General features: G+C 71.4%; 20 protein-coding genes, 1 pseudogene and 1 riboswitch. Of the genes and pseudogenes, 3 read left to right on the top strand and 18 right to left on the bottom strand.

Annotated features, from left to right (window positions below):
• Positions 1 to 582: 582 nt before the first annotated feature.
• The 9 genes and pseudogenes from BJ969_RS01765 to rsmI form a co-directional block, all read right to left on the bottom strand.
• Positions 583 to 1,395: a MetQ/NlpA family ABC transporter substrate-binding protein gene (locus BJ969_RS01765; RefSeq protein ID WP_184476675.1), complete on the bottom strand. Its 813-nt coding sequence runs from the start codon at positions 1,393 to 1,395 to the stop codon at positions 583 to 585.
• A 108-nt stretch (positions 1,396 to 1,503) separates the two neighbouring features.
• Positions 1,504 to 2,187 (bottom strand): ABC transporter permease subunit, encoded by a 684-nt coding sequence (locus BJ969_RS01760; RefSeq protein WP_184476673.1) that lies wholly within the window; start codon positions 2,185 to 2,187, stop codon positions 1,504 to 1,506.
• The gene (locus tag BJ969_RS01755) at positions 2,184 to 3,206 is read right to left on the bottom strand and encodes an ATP-binding cassette domain-containing protein (RefSeq protein ID WP_184476671.1); all 1,023 of its coding nucleotides are present in this window, start codon (positions 3,204 to 3,206) and stop codon (positions 2,184 to 2,186) included. The genes BJ969_RS01760 and BJ969_RS01755 overlap by 4 nt, the downstream gene beginning before the upstream one ends.
• A gap of 272 nt (positions 3,207 to 3,478) precedes the next feature.
• Positions 3,479 to 3,570, bottom strand: a riboswitch (SAM riboswitch).
• Positions 3,571 to 3,771: 201 nt separating this feature from the next.
• A complete protein-coding gene (gene rsmA / locus BJ969_RS01750) occupies positions 3,772 to 4,647 on the bottom strand; it encodes a 16S rRNA (adenine(1518)-N(6)/adenine(1519)-N(6))-dimethyltransferase RsmA (RefSeq protein WP_184476669.1) in 876 nt (291 codons plus the stop codon).
• Positions 4,648 to 4,974: 327 nt separating this feature from the next.
• The gene (locus BJ969_RS01745) at positions 4,975 to 6,525 is read right to left on the bottom strand and encodes a resuscitation-promoting factor (protein ID WP_425503513.1); all 1,551 of its coding nucleotides are present in this window, start codon (positions 6,523 to 6,525) and stop codon (positions 4,975 to 4,977) included.
• A gap of 687 nt (positions 6,526 to 7,212) precedes the next feature.
• Positions 7,213 to 7,479, bottom strand: a pseudogene (locus BJ969_RS01740) (transglycosylase family protein); the annotation flags it as partial.
• Between the two features lie 291 nt (positions 7,480 to 7,770).
• A complete protein-coding gene (locus BJ969_RS01735) occupies positions 7,771 to 8,583 on the bottom strand; it encodes a TatD family hydrolase (RefSeq protein WP_184484634.1) in 813 nt (270 codons plus the stop codon).
• Positions 8,584 to 8,743: 160 nt separating this feature from the next.
• The gene (locus tag BJ969_RS01730) at positions 8,744 to 9,760 is read right to left on the bottom strand and encodes a glycoside hydrolase family 183 protein (RefSeq protein ID WP_184476665.1); all 1,017 of its coding nucleotides are present in this window, start codon (positions 9,758 to 9,760) and stop codon (positions 8,744 to 8,746) included.
• Positions 9,761 to 10,028: 268 nt separating this feature from the next.
• Positions 10,029 to 10,874: a 16S rRNA (cytidine(1402)-2'-O)-methyltransferase gene (gene rsmI / locus BJ969_RS01725; RefSeq protein ID WP_184476663.1), complete on the bottom strand. Its 846-nt coding sequence runs from the start codon at positions 10,872 to 10,874 to the stop codon at positions 10,029 to 10,031.
• Positions 10,875 to 10,897: 23 nt separating this feature from the next.
• On the opposite strand from rsmI, the gene BJ969_RS01720 reads away from it, so the two are divergent.
• Positions 10,898 to 12,472 (top strand): dolichyl-phosphate-mannose--protein mannosyltransferase, encoded by a 1,575-nt coding sequence (locus BJ969_RS01720; RefSeq protein WP_425503512.1) that lies wholly within the window; start codon positions 10,898 to 10,900, stop codon positions 12,470 to 12,472.
• Between the two features lie 70 nt (positions 12,473 to 12,542).
• On the opposite strand, the gene lat is transcribed toward BJ969_RS01720, so the two are convergent.
• Together lat and BJ969_RS01710 are read right to left on the bottom strand one after the other, a co-directional pair.
• Positions 12,543 to 13,898 (bottom strand): L-lysine 6-transaminase, encoded by a 1,356-nt coding sequence (gene lat, locus BJ969_RS01715; protein ID WP_184476661.1) that lies wholly within the window; start codon positions 13,896 to 13,898, stop codon positions 12,543 to 12,545.
• 170 nt (positions 13,899 to 14,068) lie between these two features.
• Complete coding sequence (locus BJ969_RS01710) at positions 14,069 to 14,575, bottom strand: MarR family winged helix-turn-helix transcriptional regulator (RefSeq protein WP_184476658.1); 507 nt, start codon at positions 14,573 to 14,575, stop codon at positions 14,069 to 14,071.
• A gap of 45 nt (positions 14,576 to 14,620) precedes the next feature.
• On the opposite strand from BJ969_RS01710, the gene BJ969_RS01705 reads away from it, so the two are divergent.
• Both BJ969_RS01705 and BJ969_RS01700 read left to right on the top strand, forming a co-directional pair.
• Complete coding sequence (locus tag BJ969_RS01705) at positions 14,621 to 16,228, top strand: FUSC family protein (RefSeq protein ID WP_184476656.1); 1,608 nt, start codon at positions 14,621 to 14,623, stop codon at positions 16,226 to 16,228.
• Positions 16,229 to 16,533: 305 nt separating this feature from the next.
• Positions 16,534 to 18,237: an FAD-binding dehydrogenase gene (locus tag BJ969_RS01700; protein WP_221316038.1), complete on the top strand. Its 1,704-nt coding sequence runs from the start codon at positions 16,534 to 16,536 to the stop codon at positions 18,235 to 18,237.
• A gap of 86 nt (positions 18,238 to 18,323) precedes the next feature.
• On the opposite strand, the gene BJ969_RS01695 is transcribed toward BJ969_RS01700, so the two are convergent.
• From BJ969_RS01695 to BJ969_RS01665, 7 genes are all read right to left on the bottom strand, one after another.
• Entirely contained in the window at positions 18,324 to 18,557 is a 234-nt protein-coding gene (locus tag BJ969_RS01695) for a hypothetical protein (protein WP_184476652.1), read from the bottom strand.
• 49 nt (positions 18,558 to 18,606) lie between these two features.
• Positions 18,607 to 18,912: an ArsR/SmtB family transcription factor gene (locus BJ969_RS01690; RefSeq protein WP_184476650.1), complete on the bottom strand. Its 306-nt coding sequence runs from the start codon at positions 18,910 to 18,912 to the stop codon at positions 18,607 to 18,609.
• Positions 18,913 to 19,031: 119 nt separating this feature from the next.
• On the bottom strand, positions 19,032 to 21,215 hold the full coding sequence (locus tag BJ969_RS01685) for an MMPL family transporter (protein WP_343071172.1): 2,184 nt from the start codon (positions 21,213 to 21,215) through the stop codon (positions 19,032 to 19,034).
• 171 nt (positions 21,216 to 21,386) lie between these two features.
• On the bottom strand, positions 21,387 to 22,151 hold the full coding sequence (locus tag BJ969_RS01680; RefSeq protein WP_184476648.1) for a sensor domain-containing protein: 765 nt from the start codon (positions 22,149 to 22,151) through the stop codon (positions 21,387 to 21,389).
• Positions 22,148 to 22,369 (bottom strand): hypothetical protein, encoded by a 222-nt coding sequence (locus tag BJ969_RS01675; RefSeq protein ID WP_184476646.1) that lies wholly within the window; start codon positions 22,367 to 22,369, stop codon positions 22,148 to 22,150. The genes BJ969_RS01680 and BJ969_RS01675 overlap by 4 nt, the downstream gene beginning before the upstream one ends.
• Before the next feature lie 340 nt (positions 22,370 to 22,709).
• Positions 22,710 to 23,645, bottom strand: coding sequence for an ATP-binding cassette domain-containing protein (locus BJ969_RS01670; RefSeq protein WP_184484628.1), 936 nt, complete (start codon positions 23,643 to 23,645; stop codon positions 22,710 to 22,712).
• 66 nt (positions 23,646 to 23,711) lie between these two features.
• Positions 23,712 to 23,930, bottom strand: coding sequence for an MbtH family protein (locus tag BJ969_RS01665; RefSeq protein WP_184476644.1), 219 nt, complete (start codon positions 23,928 to 23,930; stop codon positions 23,712 to 23,714).
• Between the last annotated feature and the right edge of the window lie 108 nt (positions 23,931 to 24,038).

Raw genomic sequence — 24,038 nt, 5'->3', positions numbered from 1 at the left:
CCGGTGCCGCCCCAGCACCGACTTCACAGCGCACGCCCCCTCTGGGGCACCTCAGCAATGCCTTGCTCGGCGTGCGGGGTCGAGTTTGGAGTGGGGTTCGGCTTGGCGTGTGGGTTGGGTTTTAGAGCTGCGTTCGGCTTGGCGTGTGGGGTCGGGTTTAGAGCCTTCCCGGGTTTGGGCGTGTGGTTGCGGTGGTGCGTGGAAGGTCGGGTTTCAGGATTGCTTCCACGGCTGGTGTTGCTGGGGTGTCCGGGTAGCGGAACCTCAGTCGGTCTCTCGCTGCGGGATCTTTTTCCCGAGTGGCTCCGCCACGAGGGAAAAAGCTGTCCTCGCGAGAGACCGACTGAGAACCCGCCGGTGGTCGGCTTTGTGACGTGGGCTATTCGCTGCGCGAATACAGGCACGGCTACGCCGCAAGGCAGACTTCGCTTCGCTCGTCCCAGGCACGGCTTCGCCGCGAAGCACGGCCTTTGGCCGCAGGGCAGGCGTGGCTTCGCCCGCCCCACTGCACGGCTTCGCCGTCAGGCGCGGCCTTTGGCCGTGAGGCTGGGGCTTTCGCCGTTCTGCCTCACGGCCTTCGGGTCAGGAAGCCGGGATTACCGAGACTCCGCCGTAGGTCTTGTTGATGTAGTCCTCGACCTCGGGGGAGCGCAGGAGTTCGGCGAGCTTCTGGATGCGGGGGTCCTTGGCCATCGCCGGGGACGCGACCAGGCCGTTCGCGTACGGGTTGTTCTCCGCCTTCTCCACGACGAGCGGGTCCTTCAAACCGGCCTTGAGGGCGTAGTTGCCGTTCACGATCGCCGCGTCGGCGTCGTCGACCGCGCGGGGCAGCTGGTCGCTGGAGAGCCCCTGGAACTCGATCTTCTTCGGGTTCTCCGCGACGTCGCGCACCCCGGCGCCCTGCTCGGCGCCCGGCTTGAGCTTGATCACGCCGTTGTCCTGCAGCAGCTTCAGGCTGCGGGTCAGGTTCGACGGGTCGTTGGGCAGCGCGATCCGCGCGCCGTCCGGCAGCTCCTGGAGGGACTTGACCTTCTTGGAGTAGATCGACAGCGGCTCCAGGTGCACCGTCTGCACCCACTCGAACTCACCGCCGCGCTGCGCCTGGTACTCCGCCAGGTACGGCTTGTGCTGGTAGTAGTTCGCGTCCAGCTCGCCGTTGGCGACGGCCTCGTTCGGCCGGTTGTAGTCGTCGAACTGCTCGATCTCCAGGTCGATGCCCGCCTTCGGAGCGAGGTTCTCGTCGACGTACTTGAGGATCTCGCCGTGCGGCTGCGGGCTCACGCCGATGGTCAGCGGAGCGTTCGGGTCCTGCGCGGCTTCCGTGCCGCTACCACCGCAACCCGCCAGCGCCAGCGAAGCGGCCGTGAGCACGACCGCCAGGGAACGAATACGCATCAGTGCGTCCTTTCTGGAATGGAGGCCGTCCGGTGACGCGCACCGGTACCGGCAGCGGGTCCGCGGGGACCCCTGCCGTCGGCCGATTCGACTGAAGTGCGGTGGCGACTAGCCGGTCGCGGTGCGACGGCGGTCCACGGCCTTCGCCGTGAAGTCGGTGAGCAGCTGCATCGCGAAGGCCAGCACCGCGAGCACCACCACCGAGCCGTAGAGCACCCGCTCGTCGTAGGCCTGGTAGCCGTCCTGGATGGCGGTGGTCCCCAACCCGCCGCCACCGATCGCGCCCGCCATCGCGGCGTAGCCGATGAGCGCCACCGCGGTGACGCCGACGGCCCCGACCAGCGCGGCGCGCGCCTCGCCGATCAGGACCGTCCACACGATCCGCCACCGGCCGGAGCCGGTGGTGATAGCCGCTTCGACGACGGTGAAGCTCACTTCGCGCAACGCGTTCTGGGTCAGCCGCGCGAAGAACGGCACCGCACCGATGGTCAGCGGCACGATCACCGCGGTGCTGCCGATGGAAGTGCCCACCAGCAGCCGCGTGAAGGAGGCGAGGACCACCAGCAGCACCACGAACGGCACGGACCGGACCACGTCGACGACCACACCGAGGATCCGGTGCAGCGTCGGCCGCGGGTCCAGCCCGACCGGCGAGCTCAAGTGCAGGAACACGCCGAGCGGCAGGCCACCGAGCACTGCCAGCACGGTGGCCACCACCACCATGTAGAGCGTTTCGCCGGTGGCCTCACCGAGCATCTCCACGACTTCCGCCCAAGGGGTCGGATCACTCACGCAGCTACTCCATCAACGCTGACCGGGGCGCGCCGCACGTGCGCGTCGCGGTCGACCATCCATTTCAGCGCCTGCTCCGAGCGCTCACCGGTGAGTCCGATGCGGAACTTCGCGACCGGCGTGTCGCCGAGCCGGGTCAGGCCGCCGCCGAGGATGGACAGCTCCACCCCGAAGCGGCTCGACGCCTCCGGCAGCAGCGCGCCGACGGCGGCGAAGCCGACGAGCACCACTTCGGCGACCACGTCGTGGCGCACACCGGGCACGGCGGACGCCTGGTCGGTCTCGGGCAGCAGGCTGGTGCTGACGCGGCTGCCGGGATCGGCGACCAGGTCGAGCACCTTGCCGTGTTCGGCGACGCGGCCGTCTTCGAGGACCGCGACGTCATCGGCGATGCGGCGCACCACGGTCATGTCGTGGGTGACCACGAGCACCGTGACGCCGAGTTCGGAGCGGGCGCGGTCGAGCACCGTGAGCACCGAGTCCGTGGTGCTCGGGTCCAGCGCGGAGGTCGGTTCGTCGGCGAGCAGCACCGAAGGCTTGGCGGCGAGGGCGCGGGCGACCGCGATCCGCTGCCGCTGCCCGCCGGAGAGCCGGTCCGGGTAGACCGGCGCCTTGTCGGTGAGCCCGACGAGGTCGAGCAGCTCGGCGACGCGGCTGCGGCGCTGCGGCGCGGCCATCCCGGCCGCCTCCAGCGGCAGCGCCACGTTGCCCGCGGCGGTGCGCTGGCGCAGCAGCGAATCCCCCTGCGGCACGACCCCGATGTGGCGGCGCGCCGCACGCAGCGCGGCGCCTTCGAGCGCCACGAGGTCGGTGCCGTCGACGCGGATGGCGCCGCGGTCGGGCTTCTCCAGCAGCGCGATGCAGCGGGCGAGGGTGGACTTTCCCGCTCCGCTGGGGCCGACGACGCCGCACACGGCACCGGCGGGGACCTCCAGCGAGACGTTGTCGAGCGCGACGACGTCGGCTCGACTCGACTGGTCGTGCCGGAAGGATTTGGTGAGGTTCTCGACTGTGATCACGATCGCTCCGCATCAGCTCACGCCGGACCGGCGGGCATGCCGCATCGGCCGGGAAGGAGGAACAGAAAGGCTGGGGAAGGGGCTGCGACGACTTCGGTCGTCAGCGGACGCGGCGACAGGCCGTCGTGGTGCGGCGTCCGTGATCGATCACTCGGCGTTGGGTCAGCGCGAGGCCGTGCGGGCCGGATCCGGTCCGGGCGCGACCACCGCGGGCACGCCGACGGCTGGTCCGGGGCGCGCGTTCGCCTTCGAGCAGAGTTTCAGACACCACAACTCCATCGACCCTGGCGTTAGCACCTGCTCACTCGTGGAGTGGTTGCTGCGGCGTCGTGGAGCCAGGTCTCTCAGCCGCTCGGGATGGATTTCCCGCATAGTAGAACGCAGGGGTGTCGGCGAATGCAAGCTGCGGACGGTCACCATGTGGAATCGTTTGACAAATCACATCCCCCTCACGAGCAGGGATTCTTGATCAACCCAACTATTCCAGTGACCATATGTGAGCATCGCAACGCTTTTGGACCCGTTCGGTCGAAGCTCGGGCAACGCCGCGCGTTCAGGTGCGAACTCAGCGCACCAGCTGGGCGGCGGCATCGGCCACCCGGGCGAAATCCGCCACCGAGAGCTGCTCGCCCCGCGTCGTCGGCTCCACCCCGGCAGCCCGCAGCACCTGCTCCGCACGCGCCGCCGACCCGGCCCAGCCGGACAGCGCCGCCCGCAGCGTCTTGCGCCGCTGCGCGAACGCGGCGTCGATCGCCGCGAACACCTGCGCGCGCGGCGCCGCCGACGGCGGATCGATCCGGGTGAACGACACCAGCCCGGAATCCACGTTCGGCACCGGCCAGAACACGGTGCGCGGCACCGGCCCCGCGCGGCGCACGTCGGCGAACCACGCGGCCTTCGCGCTCGGCACGCCGTAAGTCCGGTTGCCGGGTTTCGCCGCCAGCCGATCCGCGACCTCCGACTGCACCATCACCAGACCGGTGCGCAACGACGGCAGCTCGGCCAGCAGGTGCAGCACCACCGGCACCGCCACGTTGTACGGCAGGTTCGCGACCAGCGCCGTCGGCGGACGCTCCGCGAAGTCCGCGCCGCGCACGCGCAGCGCGTCGGCCTCCAGCACCCGCAACTCGCCCTGGTGGTCCGGGGCGAACTCGGCGGCGGTACGCGGCAACCGCTCCGCCAGCACCGGATCGATCTCCACCGCGACCACGCCCGCCGCCGCGGGCAACAGCGCCAGCGTCAACGACCCCAGCCCCGGACCGACCTCCAGCACCACGTCATCGGCGGTGAGCTCGGCGGCGCCCACGATGCGGCGGACCGTGTTCGGGTCGTGCACGAAGTTCTGCCCGAGTCGTTTCGTCGGGCGGATCCCCAGCTCCTCGGCCAGCCGGCGAACATCGGCCGGCCCAAGCAACCGCGCCCTATTCGCGTGCTGTTCCACGGGTGAGAAGTTACTCGGGGCTTCCGCTTGAGCTGCGTAGTGGGGCGGGTAGCGGAACCTCAGGTGTCTTCTCGCTGCGGGATCTTTTTCCCAAGTGGCTCCGCCACGAGGGAAAAAGCCGTCCTCGCGAGAAGACACCTGAGAACCCGCCGGTGGTCGTCTTTTCGACGTGGGCTATGTGCTTCGCACATACAGGCACGGCCTTCGGCCGCAAGGCAGGCTTGCTTCGCAGCCCACGGCACGGCTTCGCCGCCCACGGCTGCCTGGGGCTAAAAGACGATCGGCCACCGGTGGGGTGCCGGTGGCCGATCGGGGGGGTCTCTTGGATCAGAGGCCGAGCTTCGAGGAGCAGCCCGGCCAGGCGCCGTAGCTGCCGCCGCGGGCGTCGCGGACCTTGGTCGCGACCGAGATCTGCTGCTCGCGGCTGGCCTGGTGCGGGTAGGCCGCGTACTGGTCGCCGCCGTAGGCGTCCCAGGTGCTCTTGTCGAACTGCAGGCCGCCGTAGTAGCCGTTGCCGGTGTTGATCGCCCAGTTGCCGCCGGCCTCGCACTGGACCAGCTTGTCCCAGACGGCGCCGTTCGGCGGCTGCTTGGTGCCGACCCGGACGACCTTCTCCTTGGCTTCCTTGGTGACCTTCTCGCCCACCGCTTCGCGGCCGGTCTCCTCGCCGTTGCGAGTGCTCACGCGAGTGAAGACGATCTTCTCGCCGGGCGCGCCCGGGTCCTCGACCTTCTCCTCGCCCTTGAGCATCGAGTCGTCCTCGATCTCCTTGACCGGTGGCTCGATCGGCATGGTCACGTTCACCACGGTGCTGCCGGTGCGGACGATCTGGACCTGCGCGCCGCTGGTGATCTTCTGGTCGCCGCCGGGCGTGATGTGGTCTTCCGGCCCGAGCTGGAGGTTCTGCTCCTTGGCCAGCTCGTCGACGGTCACCGCGGTGGTGGTCAGCTGCCGCGGCTCACCGGCACCATCGGTGATGGTGATGTCCTTGGCGGTCTTGACCGTGAGGTCCATGCCCTGCTCGGGCACGGCCATGCTGCGCGCCGAGGAGACCCAGGCGCCGTCGTCGGCGACGCCGAGCTGGCGCAGCGCCTGGCCGACGGTCACCGACCGGACCCATTCCTCGCGCTGCTCACCGTCGACGGTCATCTTCAGCAGACGCCCGCGGTCGAGGGTGATCGTGTCGTTGTGCCCGACCTTGGACTGCGGGGAGGGGCTCAGCGCGTCGTGCTCGCCGATGCTGATGCCCTCGTCCTCGAGGACTTCGCCGACGGTCGACTCGTAGGTGTTGACCTGGCGTTCCTTGCCGTCGACCTCGACGGTGACGGACTTGTCCATCGCCGCCGCGGCGCCGCCGGTGCCGGTCAGGGTGAGGATGACCGCGGCGACCGCGCCCTTGAGGAAGCGCTGCTTCCACGTGGTGATCGCCTCGACGACCTCGGGGGACGGTGCGGTCGCGCCCTCGGGCTCGTCCGGCAGGACCAGCGGCGGCATCACCACGGTCTCGGCGTTGACGAGCCGGATGAGCTCCTCGACGTCGATGTCGGCCGTCGCGAGCATCTCGTCGGCCTGCGGACCGAGCGCCTCGAGCACGTCGTCCGGCGTGATCTCCAGCGCGCCGGGCGGGAAGCTCGGGTGGTCCTGGGCCGGGTACCGGCCGGTGATGGGGGCGAACGGCTGCTCCGCCGTGATCTCGGTGTCGCTCTCGCGATCGAGCAGGCCGACCGCGGTCTGCTGCTCCGAGCTCACCGGGCTGAACCAGTCCGTTGACGCGTTGAAGGATTCGGCCCAATAGCCGTGATCCTGGCCTGCACCGCCCAGCGATCGATCGCTGTAAGCAGTACTGCCGTGGGCACCGGGGATGCCTCGTCCGTTCACAGGGTCGCTACCTCTCGAAAGCGAGAAGCCGCCCGCAGCGCGCGGGTGATCATGGGGAGTTCGCCGAACATGCCTGTCCACGAACTCCTTCACCTGCCGCTACGCGACTTCGTGCTTCGTTTCCGTATCCGACTCCCGTAGCCAAGCGCCTTTTCAGCCGATACCTGATGCGTGCTGGTCTCGTTCCCAGCCCGATCGGTGGCACCGACTTCCCCGACGTACCCGGCGGCGACTAGCGGGCGTTTCCGTGACTTCGTTGTCATCGGTTACGAGGCCGAGACTCTAGCGTGATCGAGCGGGCCCGCCAAGGGGCCACCCTGCTCTGTGACCTGGGTTACGCCGAAATGCCGCGCAACCGAGCACCGTCAGTGATCGAACAGTGAGATCCGGCGCGGTCCGATCCCCATTTTCCCACTACCCCAACGGTTTCTCAGCCGATCATGCAAATCCACGGATCAGTCCGATGTGGACATCACGGTCGTTCCTGGTGAGCGGATCACGGGGCCAGGGGATCTCGGGGCCTGATCGACCTCGTCGACGGGGGGTTGGGGCACGGACGGCGGAAGAGCGCGGTCATCTCCCGCCGTCCGCGTCGGGGTCGACACCGGCCACTCGGATGCGCAGGGTGATGACGAACGTCACTTGCTCACACTGTCGAGCGGTCTCGGGGCCGGGGTGGCGCACCGCTCAGCGCGGCAGCCCGAGCTTGCGGGCGCAGGACGGCCAAGCGCCGTAGCCGCCGCGGTCCTCGCGCAGCGAGCTCGCCACCGAGATCTGCTGATCGCGCGACGCCTGGTGCGGGAGGCCGGCGAAGGCTCCGCCGCCGTACGCGGACCACGTGCGGCGGTCGAACTGGAGACCTCCGTAGTAGCCGTTGCCGCTGTTGGTGGCCCAGTCGCCGCCGGATTCGCAGTGCGCGAGCCGGTCCCACACCGAGCCGGAACGAGTCTCCGGCTCGAGTCCCGGGCCGTTCGCCGCGGGAGCGGCGGTGGCGAGTGGAGCGCCGCACAACGTGATCACAGCGGCGATTCCGATCCTGGTGATGCCACGGATGCGCATACAGGTCCTGACTGCCGTGCTTCCGGGCAGAGGCCCCGGCCTCGCCGCGAACCTCCCGGTCCACTGTGGCCGATCGCCGAGTGCGTCCCCTCCCGGCTTCCGGAGGGGACGCTAGGTCGCCGGGAGGTGACCGCAAGTCAGTGCGCGTGTTCGGCGCAATAACACAACACGCTCAGTCAGAGCAGGTCAGGAGGCTGCTACCTGATCGAGGCGAAAGACCCGCTCGGCCGTGGCGGTCGTGGCCACGATCAGTTCAGCGAGATCCGCGCCGCGCAGCTCCGCCAGGTCCCGAAGGGTGTAATTGGCGCAGTACGGCTCGTTCGGCCGGCCGCGGAACGGGTGCGGGGTGAGGAACGGCGCGTCGGTCTCGATCAGCATCTGCTCCACCGGGACCAGCCGGGCCGCTTCGCGCAGGCCGACGGCGTTGGCGTTGCGGAAGGTCGCGGTGCCGGCGAACGAGAGCACGTAGCCGCGGTCCACGCAGGCGCGGGCGAACTCGGCGTCGCCGGAGAAGCAGTGGAAGATCACCGTCTCCGGGGAGCCCTCCTCGGTCAGGATGCGCAGGATGTCCTCGTGCGCGTCCCGGTCGTGGATCATCAGCGGCTTGCCGGTGCGCTTGGCCAGGTCGATGTGCCAGCGGAACGCCTCGTGCTGCGGTTCCGGCGGCGAGAAGTCCCAGTAGTAGTCCAGCCCGGTCTCGCCGATGGCGACGACCCGGGGCCGCTCCGCCAGTTCCTCCAGCACTCGCCGGTCCGCGTCGGTGAAGTCCTTGGCCCTGGTCGGGTGCAGCGCGACCGCCGCGAACACCCGGTCGTCCCACGTGGCCGCTTCGGCGGCCCAGTTCGCGGCTTCGATGTCGTCGGCGACCGTGACCACCCTGGTGATCCCGGCCGCGTGCGCGCGATCCACCAGTTCCCGCACGTCCTCGGCCGTCTTCGCGCCGCACGCGTCGAGGTGGGTGTGCGCGTCCACCGCGGGCGCGGGCAGCGCCTCCGGCATCGGCGGTCGTTCCTTCTTGTCCTTCTTGCTCACCGTTCACCCCTCGCGGGCCGCGCGGGCCCCGTTCCGTGCCGCACTCCTGCCGACGCGGTCCCGGCCGGGCGCCGCCACCGGCGATTCCGAGCCTACGGTCCCCGCGAGAGGCCTCCGGGAACGGGCATCACGCCAGGTCGGCGCGCAGGAAGGACACGTTGTACGGCCGCCACTGGGTCATCGTGAAGTAGACCGCAGCGCGGTCCGCCGCCCACGGGTGCTGGAATCCGCCGTAGAGCGCCGGGAACCGCGAGCCCGCCGCCAGCACCTGCCCGGCCGACCACGGCCCGGTGAGCCGATCCGCGGTGCGCAGCACGATCGCGGCGCGACGCTCGTCCAGGTGCACCGCGAACCAGCGGCCGAAGTGCTCGTTGAACTGCACGGACAGCTCCGCGACGGGGGCGCCGAGCACGGGCAGCGCCTCGTGCGGATCCGCGGCCCAGCCCCGCGCCGTCCAGTACTCGTAGGCCGCCGGCTCCAGCAGGTCGTCCGCGCCGACCCGCGCGAGCTGCCCGGCGCCGAAGCGCCCGCTCGGCGTCCCCAGCAGGTGCACGCGACCGTCGACGACTCCGGCGAACGCGATCAGCTGGAACGGGTGCCCGCCCTGGTCGCGGCGGCGGAACCGGCTCAGGAACCGCTGCCCGTGGTTGCGCCAGACCGCCGTGGGCGACTTCGTCCAGCTCCGCCCGCCGTCGTCGGAGTAGGCCAGCGCGCCGTAGTTGGTGTGCCACACACCGGGCATCCCCCAGCGCCGCACGGACATGTAGTGCACGTAGTTGCGCCGTCCGATGGCGATGCCCGCGGTGGGGATCACGGTGTGCTCGCGCGTCCCGGTGCGGTCGCCGGGCAGGAACTGGCCCGCCGAGCCGTCCGCGCGCCGCACGACCCAGTCGAAGGCGAGACCGGAGTCGAGATCGGTGTCGGTGGACCGGGCGAGCACGTTGTACCGCCAGTCCGCGCGCTTCGGCCCCGCGCCGTTGCCGCCCCAGCGGTCGCCGTAGGTGTCGCCGAACGCGGCCAGCACGCCACCGCGCCCGTCGTCCCACAGGATGCCGAGATCGGTCGCGGTGACCCCGGAGCCCGCGTTCCGCGACTCCGCCCCCGTGATCGCCGCCAGCTTGGTAGTCCCGATGACCCGAACCATGCCCGAAACGCTACGTTCTCCGGCCCCACCCGGTGCGCTCATCCACCCCGAGCAACACCCACGTCCCACGTGTCTCTCGTGTCTTGTCAGCGGCGAAGCCGCTGAGCAGTGACCGGCTTGAGCAAGGTGACCACCCGCGGGTTCTCAGCTGCTTCCTCGCGAGGACAGCATTTTTCCTCGTGGCGGAGCCACTTGGAAAAATGATCCCGCAGCGAGGAAGCAGCTGAGGTTCCGCCACCCGACCCCTACGCAGGCCGGGACCAAGAACTCACTGCCGGGAGGCGAGGACTGCTGTGTACAGGTCGTTCTTGCGGGCTCCGCTGAGTTCGGCGACCTCGGCGACGGCGTCCTTCAAGCGCATGCCGTCCGCCGCGCGCTCCTCCACCTGCGGAACGAGGTCGGCCGGGTCCTGCGAGACGGGCACCGCGCCCGCGACGACCACGGTGATCTCGCCGCGCACTTCGCCGGTCGCCCACTCCGCCAGCGACCCGAGGTCGCCGCGGCGCACCTCCTCGTAGGTCTTCGTCAGCTCCCGGCACACCACGGCCGCGCGATCCGCGCCGAGCACCTCCACCGCGTCCGCCAGGGTGTCGCCGAGCCTGCGCGGCGATTCGAAGAACACGCAGGTCCGCTGCTCGGCCACGAGGCGCCCGAACCAGCGGCGCCGCTCCCCGGACTTGCGCGGCGGGAAGCCTTCGAAGCAGAACCGGTCCGAGGCCAGCCCGGACACCGCGAGCGCCGTCGTCACCGCGGACGGGCCGGGCAGGCAGGTCACCGCGAGCCCGTCGGCCGCGCAGGCCGACACGAGCCGGTAGCCGGGGTCGGACACGCTCGGCATGCCCGCGTCGGTCACCAGCAGCACGTCGCGGCCGTCCCGGAGCGCCTCCAGCAGTCGCGGGGTGCGGGCCGCCTCGACGTCCTCGTAGTAGCTCACGATCTTCCCGGACGGGCTCACCCCCAGCGAAGTCGCCAGCGCACGCACCCGGCGGGTGTCCTCGGCGGCGATGATCGCGGCCGAGCCCAAGGCGTCGATCAACCGAGCCGACGCGTCGCGGGCGTCGCCGAGCGGAGTCGCGGCGAGCACCAACGTGCCCGATCCGGATTCGAGGTCCATGAGCTCAACCCTACGATTCAGGTGTGAGCGTGCTCGTGCCGAACTCCGCCGGCGGCCAAGCCGAGAACATGGTCGGGCCCGGCCGCACTCCCCCCGCCGCCGAACCCGGCTCCTGGGACCCCCGAGCGCTGCTCGCCCCGAAGATGCCGTCGGACCGGCTGCGCAGCTGGATCATCACCTTGGTCATCGGGCTGATCGCGGGCGTGGTCCGGATCTGGGACCTCGGGCGCGCCACGGACAAGGGCACTCCGGTCTTCGACGAGAAGTACTACGCCATCCAGGCGTGGCAGATGCTGCGCAACGGCGGCTACGAGGACAACCCCGGCTACGAGGTCGTCGCGCACCCCCCGGTCGGCAAGCAGCTGATCGCCCTCGGCGAGTGGATCTTCGGCTACAGCCCGTGGAGCTGGCGCATCGCGGCGGCGCTGGCGGGCACGGTCATGGTGGTGCTGCTGGTGCGCATCGCGCGCAGGCTCACCCGGTCCACGCTGCTCGGCGCGCTCGCCGGGGTGCTGCTGATCTGCGACGGGCTCAGCCACGTGCAGTCGCGCGTCGGGATGCTCGACATCTTCCAGGCGCTGTTCGTGCTGGCGGCGTTCGCGCTGCTGCTGGTCGACCGCGATCAGATGCGGGCCCGGCTGGCCGTGGTCGTCGCCGAAGGACGCATCGGCGACAGCAGGTGGGGCCCGCGGATGGGCTTTCGCTGGTGGCGCTTCGCCGCCGGGTTGTCGTTGGGCCTGACCTGCGGGGTCAAGTGGAACGGCATCTACTACATCATGGCCTTCGGCCTGCTCAGCGTGCTCTGGGACGCGCTGTCCCGGCGCACCGCCGGGGTGGAGCGGCCGTGGGTCGGCGCGCTGCTGCGGGACACGGTGCCCGCACTGGGCTCGCTGCTGGTGCTGCCGATCGCGGTGTACTTCGCGACGTGGGCGAACTGGTTCGCCAGCGAGACGGCGACGGACCGGCACGCGGCGATCATCTCCGAGGACGTGGGGCTGAACTTCCTGCCCGATCCGCTGCGATCGCTGCTGTTCTACCAGCTCAACGTGCTGGACTTCCACACCCACCTGGACACCGGCAACAACCCGCACCCGTGGGAGTCCAAGCCGTGGGCGTGGCCGATGGGCATGCGCCCGATGCTCTACTACTACGAGTCGGGGCTGACCGGCTGCGGCGAGTCCAATTGCGTGCAGGCCACGATGCTGCTGGGCACGCCCGCCATGTGGTGGCTCGCGCTGCCGGTGGCGGCGTGGGCCGTGTGGCGCGCGACGAGCCGGCTGGACTGGCGCTACACGGCGGTGCTCGTCGCGTACGGCGCCGGGTACCTGCCGTGGTTCATCAACCTGGACCGGCAGATGTACTACTTCTACGCGACGCCGATGGCGCCGTTCCTGGTGCTGGGGATCGTGCTCGTCCTGGGGGAGATCCTCGGCGCGGCCCAGGAGCACACCGAGCGCCGCAAGACGGGGTTGCTGGTGGTCGCGCTGTACGTGGGCATCGTGGTGGCGAACTTCGTGTGGCTGTGGCCGATCCTGAACGGCGCGCTGATCACCCAGGAGCACTGGCAGGCGGAGCTCTGGCTCCCCTCCTGGCGTTGACCCGCCCCGGCTGAGCGTGCAGCGGACCGCCCGGCGGCCGGGCGGTCCGCGCACGTCGTCGCGGTGCGGGTCAGGAGAGTTCGGTCAGCGTGGCGCGCAGGGCGGCCACGGCTTCGGTGATCTCCTCCGGCGACACCGACAGGGACGGGCGGAAGCGCAGCGAGTCGGGGCCGGACGGCAGGAACAGCGTCCGGTGCCGATCCCGCGCCACGGCGAGCGCCGCGTCCCGCCGAGCCGGTTCGAGGAAGCTCACCGCGCACATCAGGCCGCGTCCGCGCGCCGAGCGGATCACCTCCGGGAACTCGGCGGCGAGCGCGCCGAGCTCGCCGAGCAGCAGCTCGCCCATCCGGCGGCTGTGCTCGAACAAGCCGTCCTGTTCGACGATCTCCAAGATCCGGGTGGCCCGCACCATGTCCACCAGCGATCCGCCCCAGGTGGAGCTGATCCGGCTCGGCTCGCGGAACGCGTTGTCGGCGATGTCGAGCACCCGGCGCCCGCCCATGACCCCGCACACCTGCAGCCGCTTGCCGAACGCCACCAGGTCCGGTTCCAGCCCGAGTTCCCGGTGCGCCCACACCGCGCCGGTCAGCGCGCCGGTCTGCACCTCGTCGGCGACGGTGAGCACGTCGTGCTCGCGGCAGAGCTCCTGCACGGCGGTGAGGAATCGCGGCCGCAGGTGCCGGTCACCACCCTCGCCCTGGATCGGCTCGTACACGAAGCAGGCGATCTCGGCTCCGTACCGGCGCAGCGCGGCCTCGGCGGCGTCGAGCGCGACGCGCTCCTCCGCCAGCAGCTCCGGGTCGTCCCAGCGCGGGCCGGGTTCGATCGCGGGGCTGGGGATGCGCGGCCAGTCGAACATCGGGTAGTCGCGGATCTTCGCCGGATCGGTGTTGGTCAGCGACAACGTGTATCCGCTGCGGCCGTGGAAGGCGCGCTCCAGGTGCAGGACCTTGCTGCCGCGGACGCCGATGCCCTGGCGGGCGTTGTGCTTGGTCTTCCAGTCGAAGGCGACCTTGAGCGCGTTCTCCACGGCGAGCGTGCCGCCGTCGATGAGGAACAGCAGCGGCAGCTCCGGCACGCCCGCGACGCGGCGGAAGGTCTCGGCGAACCGGGCTTGTTCGACGGTGGCGAAGTCCGGGTTGGCCGGCTTGACCCGCGAGGTCCGCACCAGCGCGGCCTCGAACTCGGGTTCGCGCAGGCCGGGGTGGCCGTGGCCGAGCGGCGCGGAGCTGAAGAACATCGTCATGTCGAGGTATTCGGTGCCGTCGCGCAGGTCGCGCAGGCGGCAGCCGTGCCCGGAGTCGAGGTCGACGACGATGTCCAGCAGGTCACCGGTGACCTGCGCGCGGAGCGCGGGCACCGCCTGCTCGGCCTCGGTGGTCGCGGTGGTGGGCTGGTCGAGAACGGCTTCCTGCTGTGCGGTCATGTCAGCCTCCTCGTGCGTAGTGCGGTCGCGGTGGCGCCGTCACTGTTCACGAAAAATTATGACCATCACGCAGACAAGATCACAATATTTTTCCTCCAGATGCCGGTCTTCACGAAAGATTTTCTTTCGCTGACGGTGCATGTGTCCCTGCTCGTCCGCAGGAGCGACCGTCAGCGCGCTTCGCCCGGACCCTCCACCGCGCGCAGCAGGTCGGCGAGTCCGCCCGCCAGCGACTCCCGCTGCCGCGCGCTCAACCCCGCCAGCAGCGCCTGCTCGGCATCCATGACCTGCGGGAACAACCCGTCGATGAGCCGCTCCCCCCGCTCGGTGAGCTGCACTCGCGCGCTGCGCCGATCGCGCTGATCCGTGGAGCGCTCCAGCAGCCCGCGCTCGGTGAGCTCGCGGAGCCGCTTCGTGGTCGCCGCGCCGGAGGAGACGGTCAGCTCGTTGAGCCGCCCCGGGGTGACCGCCGTACCGCCGCGGCGCAACGCGCACAGCAGGTCGAACTCCGCGCGGTTGAGGCCGCCCTCGGCGATCGTCGCGTCCAGCCGCCGCCGCAGCACCGCCGCCGCGCGCAGCACCCGCCCGATCACGTCGATGCTGGTCGTGTCCACGTCCGGGCGCGCCTCGCCCCACTGCGACCGGGCCGCGTCGATGAGATCCGGTGTCCGCTTCATCTCACCATCGTTTCACTAGTAAACTATTTTCTCTACACTGCCCAGGTGACCGGAACCGTCCTGACCCGCAACCTTCGGGACACGTTCCGGCTCCGCCGGAACGGCCCCTTCCTCTGGCCCGCCGCCCGCGCCCTGCTGGCACTGGCGGTCCCGCTGGCCGTGCTGCTGCTCATCGACCGGCTAGACCTGCTGCCCGGCGCCGTGTTCGGCGCGTTGAGCAGCGTCTACGGCCGCACCGAGCCCTACTACCGGCACGCCAGGACGCTGGGCGCGGTGGCGGTCGGCATGGTGCTCGCCGTGGCCGTGGGCGACGTGATCGCCGTGTTCGCGGGTGGCACCCCGTGGCACGAGGCGGTGGCGCTGGCGGCCACCGCGCTGGTCGGCGCCGCGGCCACCGTGCTCTGCGCGGCCGTCAAGGTCGGTCCGCCCGGCGGGCTGATCTTCGCATTCGCCGTCGGCGCGTGCGCGCACCTGCCGCTGGTCGCCGCCGACCTCGGGCCGCACCTCGCGGCGGCGGCGCTGTGCGCGGCGTTCGCCTGGATCGTCAACGTCACCGGAGCGGCGGTCATCGGCCTGGCGCCACAGCGCCGGGCGGTGGCGGCGGCGCTGGACGCGACCGCGACCGCGCTGGTGGCTCGCTCCGACCTGGCGGCGCGGCACCAGGCCGCGGTGGCGGTGGAGTCGGCGTGGCACAGCGTCGCGCTCGTCGGCAGGCGGCACCGCGACTCCCCCGCGCACCGGGGCCTGGTCCGCGCCGTGGACGCGAGCGAGGTGCTGCTCGGCCCGGACGCTCCCGCGATCACCGCCGAGGACGTGCGCACCGCCGCGACCGCGATCCGCGCGGGCGATGCGGTCCCCGAGCTGCGCCCGGCGGGTTCGGCCGACGTCCGCGCCCCCATCCCGGCGTCCCGCTGGCGGATCATCCGCGAGGTGCTGCGCGCGGCCGTGCGCCCGCGGCGCGCCGGTTCCTGGCTGCTGCCCTACGCCGCCCGCGTCTTCGTGGCCGCGCTGCTCGCCGGTGGCGTCGCCGACCTGCTCGGCATCGGCCACGCCTACTGGGCGGCGGTGTCCGCGGTGTCCGTGCTGCAGGCGACGAGCACCGCGACGTCCGTACCGCGCATGGTGCAGCGCGTGTCCGGCACGGTGGCCGGCGTGCTGATCGGGGTGGCCGTGCTCTCCGCGCACCCGGCGGTGTGGGTGCTGCTGGTCGCGCTGGTGCTGCTGCAGTGGGGCGCGGAGATGACGGTGACCCTCAACTACGCGCTGGGCCTGCTGTTCGCGACGCCGGTCGCGCTGCTCGTGAGCGCGCTGGGCGCCCCGGCGGATCCGGCGGTGCTCGCCTCCCACCGGTTCTGGGCGACGTTGCTGGGCGCGGCGGTGGCCGTCGGCATCTCCTGGCTGCTGCCGAACCGCGCGTGGCTCTCCCGGGTGCACACGGCGCTGGCCCGCGTGCGCACGCTCAGCGCGGCGGAGCCGGTCCACCCGCCCGCGCTGCGCGGCGCGCTGGTCGAGCTGCACGAGGCCTACGAGCTGGCGGCGGGCGAGATCCGCCCGGCGCTGCTGCCGACCGAGTCGCTGCTCACCGCGTCGCACGAGGCCTACGCACGGCTGGACGCCGCCGCACCGCACCGCGGCCTCGCCCCGGAGCGCTGACCGGCGCCGCGGGAGCAGCGCGCGGTCCCGCCATTCAGCAGACGCACCGGCCCGCCGAAGATTGCTACTTTCCAGTAGCAAGTGGGAGCCGGCGTCGCGTCCGACCCCGGTGGCCGCGCTCGCCCGCACTCCGACGAGGCGGTGCGGAGCCTGCCGCGGGACGTCGCGATCGCACGCGGGAGCCCGTTCACGCCGATGTGGAGGACTCGACGATGAGTTCGTCAGAAGACCGAGGTATCAGCCGTCGCGACGTCCTGGCCGCCGGGAGCGCGTTCGCCGCGACCGGAGCGGTGGCCGGCCTCGGCATGTCCCCCGGCTCCGCCGGTGCCGCCGCCGGCACCGAGGCCGACGCCATCGTCGTCGGAGCAGGCCTCGCCGGGCTGGTGGCGACCTCGGAGCTGGTCGCCGCGGGACGACGGGTGCTGCTGGTGGACCAGGAACCCGAGGCGAGCCTGGGCGGGCAGGCGTTCTGGTCGCTGGGCGGGCTGTTCTTCATCGACTCCGTCGAACAGCGCGCCGCGGGCATCAAGGACTCCTTGGAGCTGGCGCGGGCCGACTGGTTCTCCAACGCCGGTTTCGACCGCGGCGTCGACGACCCGCTGGGCGAGGACCACTGGGGAGCGCGCTGGGCGGAGGCGTACCTGCAGTTCGCCGCGGAGGAGAAGCGGTCCTGGCTGTCCGGCTTGGGCATGACCTGGGTGCCGATCGTCGGCTGGGCGGAACGCGGCGGGCAGATGGCCGACGGTCCGGGCAACTCAGTGCCCCGCTTCCACCTGACCCTGGGCACCGGGCCCGGCGTCATGGAACCGTTCGAGAAGCTCGTGCGCGAGGCGGCCGAAGCCGGGAAGGTCGCGTTCCGGTTCCGCCACCAGGTCGACTCGCTCAGCACGACCGGCGGCGTCGTCGACGGCGTGCGCGGCAGCGTGCTGGAACCCAGCGACGCCGAGCGCGGCACGCCGAGCTCGCGCACCAAGGTGGGCGACTTCGAGCTGCGCGCCCCCATCGTCATCGTCACCGCGGGCGGCATCGGCGCCAACCACGACCTCGTGCGCGAGAACTGGCCGTCCTACCTCGGGAAACCACCGGCCCGCCTCATCACGGGGGTGCCCGCCCACGTGGACGGGCGGATGCTCGGCATCACCGAGGCCGCGGGCGCCCGCCTGGTCAACCGCGACCGCATGTGGCACTACACCGAGGGCCTGATCAACCACTCGCCGATCTGGCCCGACCACGGGATCCGCGTCCTCGCCGCCCCGTCCTCGATGTGGTTCGACGCCGAGGGAAGCCGCTTCCCCAATCCGGGCATCCCGAGCTACGACACACTCGGCACCCTCGAAATGATCACGCGCACCGGGCACGACCACTCCTGGTTCGTGCTGAACAAGCGGATCATCGACAAGGAGTTCGTCCTCTCCGGTTCGGAGCAGAACCCGGAGCTCACCCGCAAGGACCTCGCCGCCTACCTGGCCGGGCGCCTGTTCCACGACACCCCGCCCCCGGTCAAGGCGTTCATGGACGACGGGGAGGACTTCGTCATCGCCGACGACCTCGCCGAGCTCGTCAAGGGCATGAACGCGCTGGTGGGCTCGGACCTGGTCGACGCGGACGCCCTCGGCAGGCAGATCACCGCCCGGGACCAGCAGGTCGACAACCCGTTCACCAAGGACACCCAGGTGATGGGCATCCGCAACTCGCTGGCGTACTCCGGCGACAGCCTCGCCCGGACCACGCCGCTGCACAAGATCCTCGACCCGGCGGCGGGACCGCTGATCGCGATCCGGATGAACATCCTCACCCGCAAGACCCTCGGCGGGCTGCAGACGGATCTGTCCGGTCGCGTCCTCGACTCGGCGGGGCGGCCGATCCCGGGCCTCTACGCGGCGGGCGAGGTGTCCGGCTTCGGCGGCGGAGGTTTCCACGGCTACCGCGCCCTGGAAGGGACGTTCCTCGGCGGCTGCCTGTTCTCCGGCAGGCAGGCGGGCCGCGCGGCCGCGGCCGAGAGCGCCTGATCGAGCCCCGGAAACGCGAAACCGCCCGGCCGCGCCCGAATTCCGGGAACGGCCGGGCGGCGGACTCGTCGCCGGCGGTGACCGGGTCAGTCGATGCTCTTGAGCAGCCGCTCGACCTCCGCGATCCGCCCGCTGAGCTCAGCGATCTCCTCCCGCAGCGAATCCTGCTTCGCCACGGCCTCCTCGGCGAGCTTCCGGTACGCGGCCATCGCCACGGCGTCGGCGCGATGCCGTTGCAGGCGGAAGTACGCGCTGACGCTGACCGTGATGCCGACCACGACGATCAGCACGATCAGGATGGCCACGAACGCTCCGGACATGTCGAGATTTCCTCCCCAGGGTCGACCGCTCGCGCCTGCGGGCGAGCGGTCAGTGGTCCTCTTCCTCGTCCGCGCGGAGCGCGGCGAGGACCGTGTCCACCGTCAAGTCCAGCTCGAACGGCACCAGCTCGAAGTACTTCATCGCCTTGCCGTCCGAGGAGAGTTCGAGCTTACCGGTGACCAAGCCCGCACCTTCCAGACGTTCCAGGTGCATGTAGAGCAGCGGGCGGGACAGCCGGAGCCTGCGGGCGAGTTCGCTCACGTGCACCCGCCCGTCCGACAACCCGGCGATGATCCGCAGCCGCTGGGTGTGCCCGATCGCGGAGAGCAGGGCCAGCAGTTCTTCGCTGTTCACGACCCCTCCTCCTCACTTTCGGACATCGATCCCGGCGACGCCAAGATACGTGATTCGCCGCATCCGCCCTGCGCGGCGGACGCGGTGCCCCGGCGCGTTCGCCGGGGCACCGCCCGGCCTCACCTCGCCGCGGCGGAGACCGCTTCCCGGTCCTGGTCGCGACCGCCGCGCGGCGACCGGATCCGGGCGGGCCACCAGGTGCGCTCGCCGAGCAGCACCATCAGCGAGGGCAGCACCAGCACGCGGATCACGAAGGCGTCCAGCAGGACGGCCACGGCCAGTCCGAGCCCGAGCTGCTTCATCTCCGGCAGGCCGGTGAACACGAAGCTCAGGAACACCGAGACCATCACGATCGCCGCGCTGGTGACGACCCCCGCGGAGGACGTGATCCCCTCGTGCACCGCCTTCGAGGTCGGCAGGCCGCGCCGCACCGCTTCCCTGATCCGGCTGACCACGAAGACGTGGTAGTCCATCGACAGTCCGAACAGGATCACGAACAGGAACAGCGGCACCCGCGAGACGATGAACCCGCCGGACTCGAAGCCCAGCAGCCCCTCCGCCCAGCTGCTCTGGAAGACCAGCACCAGCACGCCGAAGGTGGCGCCCGCGGACAGCAGGTTCAGCACGATCGACATCGCCGCCAGCACCGCCGAGCGGAACGAGATCAGCATCATCACGAAGGTCAGCAGCAGCACGAAGGCGACCACGCCGGGCAGCGTCTCGGACTGGTGCCCGGCGGTGTCGACGTTGCGGGCCACGCCGCCGCCGACGGCGAACTCGGTGCCCGGCACACCGCCGAGCTCGGCGGGGGCGAGTTCGCGCAGCCGCTGCAGCGAGTTCGCGGCCTCCGGGGAGTCCGTCGCGTACGGGATGCCGAGCTGCACGGTGTGCACGAGCCCGTCGGCGGAGGTGCGCACCTGGGCGTCGGCCGCGCGGGTGATCGCCGGGTCCTGCTGGGCCTGCTCGGCCAGCCGCCCCAGCGCCTGCCCGGCCGCCGCCGCGTGCGCGGGGTCGGAGCGGACGGCGACGAAGTTCGAGGCGCCCTCGGCCGGGAACTCCTGGACCAGGCGCTCGTTCACCTGGATCCCGGGGATGCCCTTGGGCAGCGTGTTGTTGCCCGGCAGGCCCAGCTGCATGGTCAGCGCCGGGGCGGCCAGCAGCAGCATCGCCAGCGCGGAGACCGCGAGGGTCACTCCGGGGCGCTGCATCGACGGGCGCAGCATCGCGGGCCAGAACTTGCCGGGGCCCTGCCGCTCGGCGAGCTTGCCGAAGAACGGCACCTTGGGGCGGTCGATGCGCGGTCCGAGCTTCGCCAGCACCGCGGGCAGCACGGTCAGCGAGCTGATCACCGCGACCAGCACCACCGCGATCGAACCCGTTGCCAGCGAAGCGAAAACGACGTCACCGGCCAGGTAGAGGCTGGCCATCGACACCATCACCGCGATGCCGGACACGACCACGGTGTGCCCGGAGGTCGCCGCCGCCACCTCGATCGCCGCGAAGTGCGAGAGCCTGCCGCCCGAGCGGGCCCGTTCCTCGCGCTCCCGCTTGATGTAGAACAACGAGTAGTCGACGCCGACGGCCATGCCGAGCAGCAGGATGATGTTCTTGACGGTCCCCACGTCGGGGATGAGGTGCGAGGTCAGCGCGGACAACGACATGGCCGTGACCACGCAGGACAGCGCCAGCAGCACCGGCACCCCGGCGCCGAGCAGCGAGCCGAACACCATCAGCAGGATGATCACCGTGACCGGCAGGGTGATCTTCTCGCCGAGCGCCAGGTCCTCGCCTAGCTGCTCGTCGATGCCCTGGTCGATGGAGACCTGGCCGGTCTGCTCGACCTTGAGGTCCGGGTGGGCCTGCTGCACGGCGGCGGTCTGCTCCAGCAGCGCGCCGACCTCGGGCAGGGCCTGCTTGTCGTCGCCGTGCATCCGCACCTGGACCAGCAGCGCGTCGCCGCTGGGGGCGGGGGCCGGTTCGCCGACCTCGGCGACCGCGGGCAGCGCCCGCATCCGGTCGGAGACCTCGCGCGCCGCCGCGCCGGCCTCGGGCGGGAGCCCGCCGGACGGCGAGGTGATCAGCACCTTCTCCACGACGGGGTCGGTCATGCCGCCCTCGGCCAGCAGCGCCTCGGCACGGCCGGCCTCGCCGATGCGGTAGTCGGCGCTGGTGGCGTCGACCGTTCCCGCGATGCCGCTGCCGACGACGCAGACGGCCACGAAGACCACCCAGCCGACGATCGCCTTCCACGGATGGGTGGCGCTCCATCGGGCCATCCGCACTGTCACGGATCGCTTCTGCACGTTGCTCAACTCCTATCCGGCGAGCTGCCGGAGCGGTCGCGTCATCACTCCGGTCGGGATGTTGCGCGGACACGTCTCCCCGCGCGTGCGCCGCGGTTCGGCGCATGCGGGGCGGATCTCGGTTCGGTTCTCGGAGAGGGGGTGCGCCGGGGGTCTGCCCCCGGCGCCGGATCAGTCGACGGCCGAGCGGGAGAGCGGCCCGGCCTCGTCGAGCGTCCGCTTGGCCGGGGCCAGCGGGTCGGTGTACGGGGCGAGCAGGGCGCGGGCGATCCCGGCGTGCAGCCGGGCCGCGCCGGTGACCACGTAGGACAGCGCGAGGCTGAGCACGAAGAACACCGCGGCGACGCCGAGCGCGGTCGGCAGGTCGCCGACCCAGATGCCGAATTCGCCGCCACCGAAGGAATTCCGCGGCTGCTCCAGGTAGCCGATCATCACGCCGTGGGCGGTGGTGCCGCCGTCGAAGTCCTGCGGGATCGACCAGAACCACAGCGGCACGGTGATCATGCCGACGAAGGCGAGCCACACCGCGAGCACCACGGTGTCCAGCACCAGCAGCGGAACGTAGAGCAGCACCAGGTAGACCAGGTCCCGCAGCGTCGCCGGGTCCGCCCAGCGGGTCTTGAGCTGGGCGAACAGCCCGCTGCCGACGACCTCCCGGTAGGCGGCCGGGATCGGCTCGGTGACCAGGGCCGCGCGGAAGCGCTCCACGTTGGCGCTGCCGCGCACCACGACCGCGGCGGCCACCAGCAGCGGGAGCCCGACCCAGACGATGCTCAGCACGCCCGCGGTGAGCACCACGGTCAGCGCGACGGAGAACAGCAGGGTGCCGGTGACGATGTAGGTGGCGAGGTATCCGGTCGCCGCCCAGGGGGCGGGTGAGAAGAACATCCGGAGGGGATTGCCGTGCGTCCGGTGCGCGCTGCCTGCGGCGGTCATTCGTAGCTCCTCAACAACTGCTCCACGGATTCCACCCGGGCGGAGAGCTCACCCAACCGGAACCGCAGCCCGGCCTGCTCCGCCACGGATCGTTCGACGAAGGTGCGGTAGTGGGCGTTGGCCACGGCGTCGACCCGGTGCGCTTGCAACCGGAAGTACGACACCAGGCTCACCGAGATTCCCCCCACGACCACCAGCACGATCAAGGCGCCGACCATACCGGGATCCCTTCTCTGTCCGGGGCTCTTTCCGCTGCGCTCCGCCCGGTGTTCACGTGCTCGGCGCCGGTCGTTCGACGGGCGCCACCGAGCGGGGCGCGGCGGTGCTCACCGGGACGAGGAGCGCTCCCGCAGTCCGTGCCGGTCGCACTCGTCCCGGGAAGTTTCGATCATCCCCAGTGCTTCATCTGTAATAACAGACTGACACGTGACCTAGCCGCTGTCAAAGGCGGGTCTCCCCGACTCCCCCGGACCGCTCCTGATCAGGCCTTTTCCTTGCCGCGCAACGCGAAACGGCGCCCCGGCGGATACACCGCCAGGGCGCCGTCGGGCACCGGGATCACTTCGCCGAGCGCCCCACCAGGTCGAAGAACACGTCGTCCAGCGTCGGCCGGCGCAGCGCGAAGTCGCTGACCTCCACCCCCGCGGTCCGCAGCGCGCCCGCCGCCCGCTCCAGGCCCGCGACCCCGTCGCGCAGCCGCAGCCGGATCCGGCCGTCCGCGTCGTCGAGCAGCGGAGCCTCCACCGCCACCGGCCGCAGCACGGCCAGCGCTGCGTCCGCCCGCTCCGGCGCGGACACGACGACCTCCAGCCACTCGCCGCCGACCTTGCGCTTGAGCTCGTCGGGAGTGCCGTCGGCGACGACCTCACCGGCGGAGATCACCGCGATCCGGTCCGCGAGCTGATCCGCCTCCTCCAGGTACTGGGTGGTCAGCAGCACCGCGACCCCGTCGCGCACCAGCTCCCGCACCATCTCCCACAGCGTCGCCCGGCTGGCCGGGTCGAGGCCGGTGGTCGGTTCGTCCAGGAACAGCACCGCCGGATCACCGACCAGGCAGCTCGCCAGGTCCAGGCGGCGGCGCATCCCGCCGGAGTAAGTGCCCAGCGGGCGGTCGGCGGCCTCGGTCAGCTCGAACCGCTCCAGCAGCTCGGCGGCCCGCGCGCGGGCGCGACGGCGCCCCAGGTGCAGCAGCCTGCCGATCAGGACCAGGTTCTCCCTGCCGGTCAGCAGCTCGTCCACCGCCGCGTGCTGGCCGGCGAGCCCGATCCGCCTGCGCACCTCGTTCGGTTCCCTGGCGATGTCGTGGCCCGCGACGCGCGCCCGGCCGCCATCGGGTTCCAGCAGCGTCGCCAGCGTCCGCACCGCCGTGGTCTTGCCCGCGCCGTTCGGCCCGAGCAACCCCAGCACCGATCCGGGCGGCACCGCGAGGTCCACGCCGCGCAGCGCCTCGTGCCCCCGGTAGCGCTTGCGGAGGCCTTCGGCCTCGATCCCCATGTCCACGCGCACTCCCACGCGGTCGCCGCGCCACCGCGGTCCCGCTGTTCGAAGGACCGCCCGGGGTCACCGGGCGGAGGTACCCGCCTGCTCGCGGAGGCTCCGGGGCCGCAGGTCGGTCCAGTGCTCCGCGACGTAGTCCAGCGCGGCCTGCCTGCTCGCCCCGTCCAGCGCGACCCGCCAGCCGGCGGGCACCGCGGCGAAGGACGGCCACAGGCTGTGCTGCTCCTCGTCGTTGACCAGCACCGCGAACGTGCCGTCCTGGTCGTCGAAAGGGTTCGTCATCTCGAACGCTCCTCTGCTCGCTCCCGGCGACGGCTCCGCGCGCGGGCCGCCCTGCCATGCTCACCACCCGGGCTGACGCCCCGCTGACGAATCCCTGACGGGGTCCGC

Origin of the sequence: Saccharopolyspora gloriosae (genome assembly GCF_014203325.1) — a bacterium.
Lineage (GTDB): Bacteria > Actinomycetota > Actinomycetes > Mycobacteriales > Pseudonocardiaceae > Saccharopolyspora_C > Saccharopolyspora_C gloriosae.
The sequence above is the reverse complement of the archived record's forward strand: the minus strand, read 5'-3'. Positions and strand labels throughout refer to the sequence as shown.

Coding starts and splice junctions, on each gene's coding strand:
- BJ969_RS01695 (WP_184476652.1), bottom strand. CDS start 18,557: ATGTCCGGAGCGTTCGTGGCCATCCTGATCGTGCTGATCGTCGTGGTC.
- BJ969_RS01680 (WP_184476648.1), bottom strand. CDS start 22,151: ATGACCGCCGCAGGCAGCGCGCACCGGACGCACGGCAATCCCCTCCGG.
- BJ969_RS01735 (WP_184484634.1), bottom strand. CDS start 8,583: ATGCCGGAGGCGCTGCCCGCGCCCGCGGTGGACGCGCACACCCACCTC.
- BJ969_RS01670 (WP_184484628.1), bottom strand. CDS start 23,645: ATGGGGATCGAGGCCGAAGGCCTCCGCAAGCGCTACCGGGGGCACGAG.
- lat (WP_184476661.1), bottom strand. CDS start 13,898: ATGACCGCACAGCAGGAAGCCGTTCTCGACCAGCCCACCACCGCGACC.
- BJ969_RS01765 (WP_184476675.1), bottom strand. CDS start 1,395: ATGCGTATTCGTTCCCTGGCGGTCGTGCTCACGGCCGCTTCGCTGGCG.
- BJ969_RS01710 (WP_184476658.1), bottom strand. CDS start 14,575: ATGAAGCGGACACCGGATCTCATCGACGCGGCCCGGTCGCAGTGGGGC.
- BJ969_RS01665 (WP_184476644.1), bottom strand. CDS start 23,930: ATGACGAACCCTTTCGACGACCAGGACGGCACGTTCGCGGTGCTGGTC.
- BJ969_RS01700 (WP_221316038.1), top strand. CDS start 16,534: ATGTCCCCCGGCTCCGCCGGTGCCGCCGCCGGCACCGAGGCCGACGCC.
- rsmI (WP_184476663.1), bottom strand. CDS start 10,874: ATGGACCTCGAATCCGGATCGGGCACGTTGGTGCTCGCCGCGACTCCG.
- BJ969_RS01730 (WP_184476665.1), bottom strand. CDS start 9,760: ATGGTTCGGGTCATCGGGACTACCAAGCTGGCGGCGATCACGGGGGCG.
- BJ969_RS01675 (WP_184476646.1), bottom strand. CDS start 22,369: ATGGTCGGCGCCTTGATCGTGCTGGTGGTCGTGGGGGGAATCTCGGTG.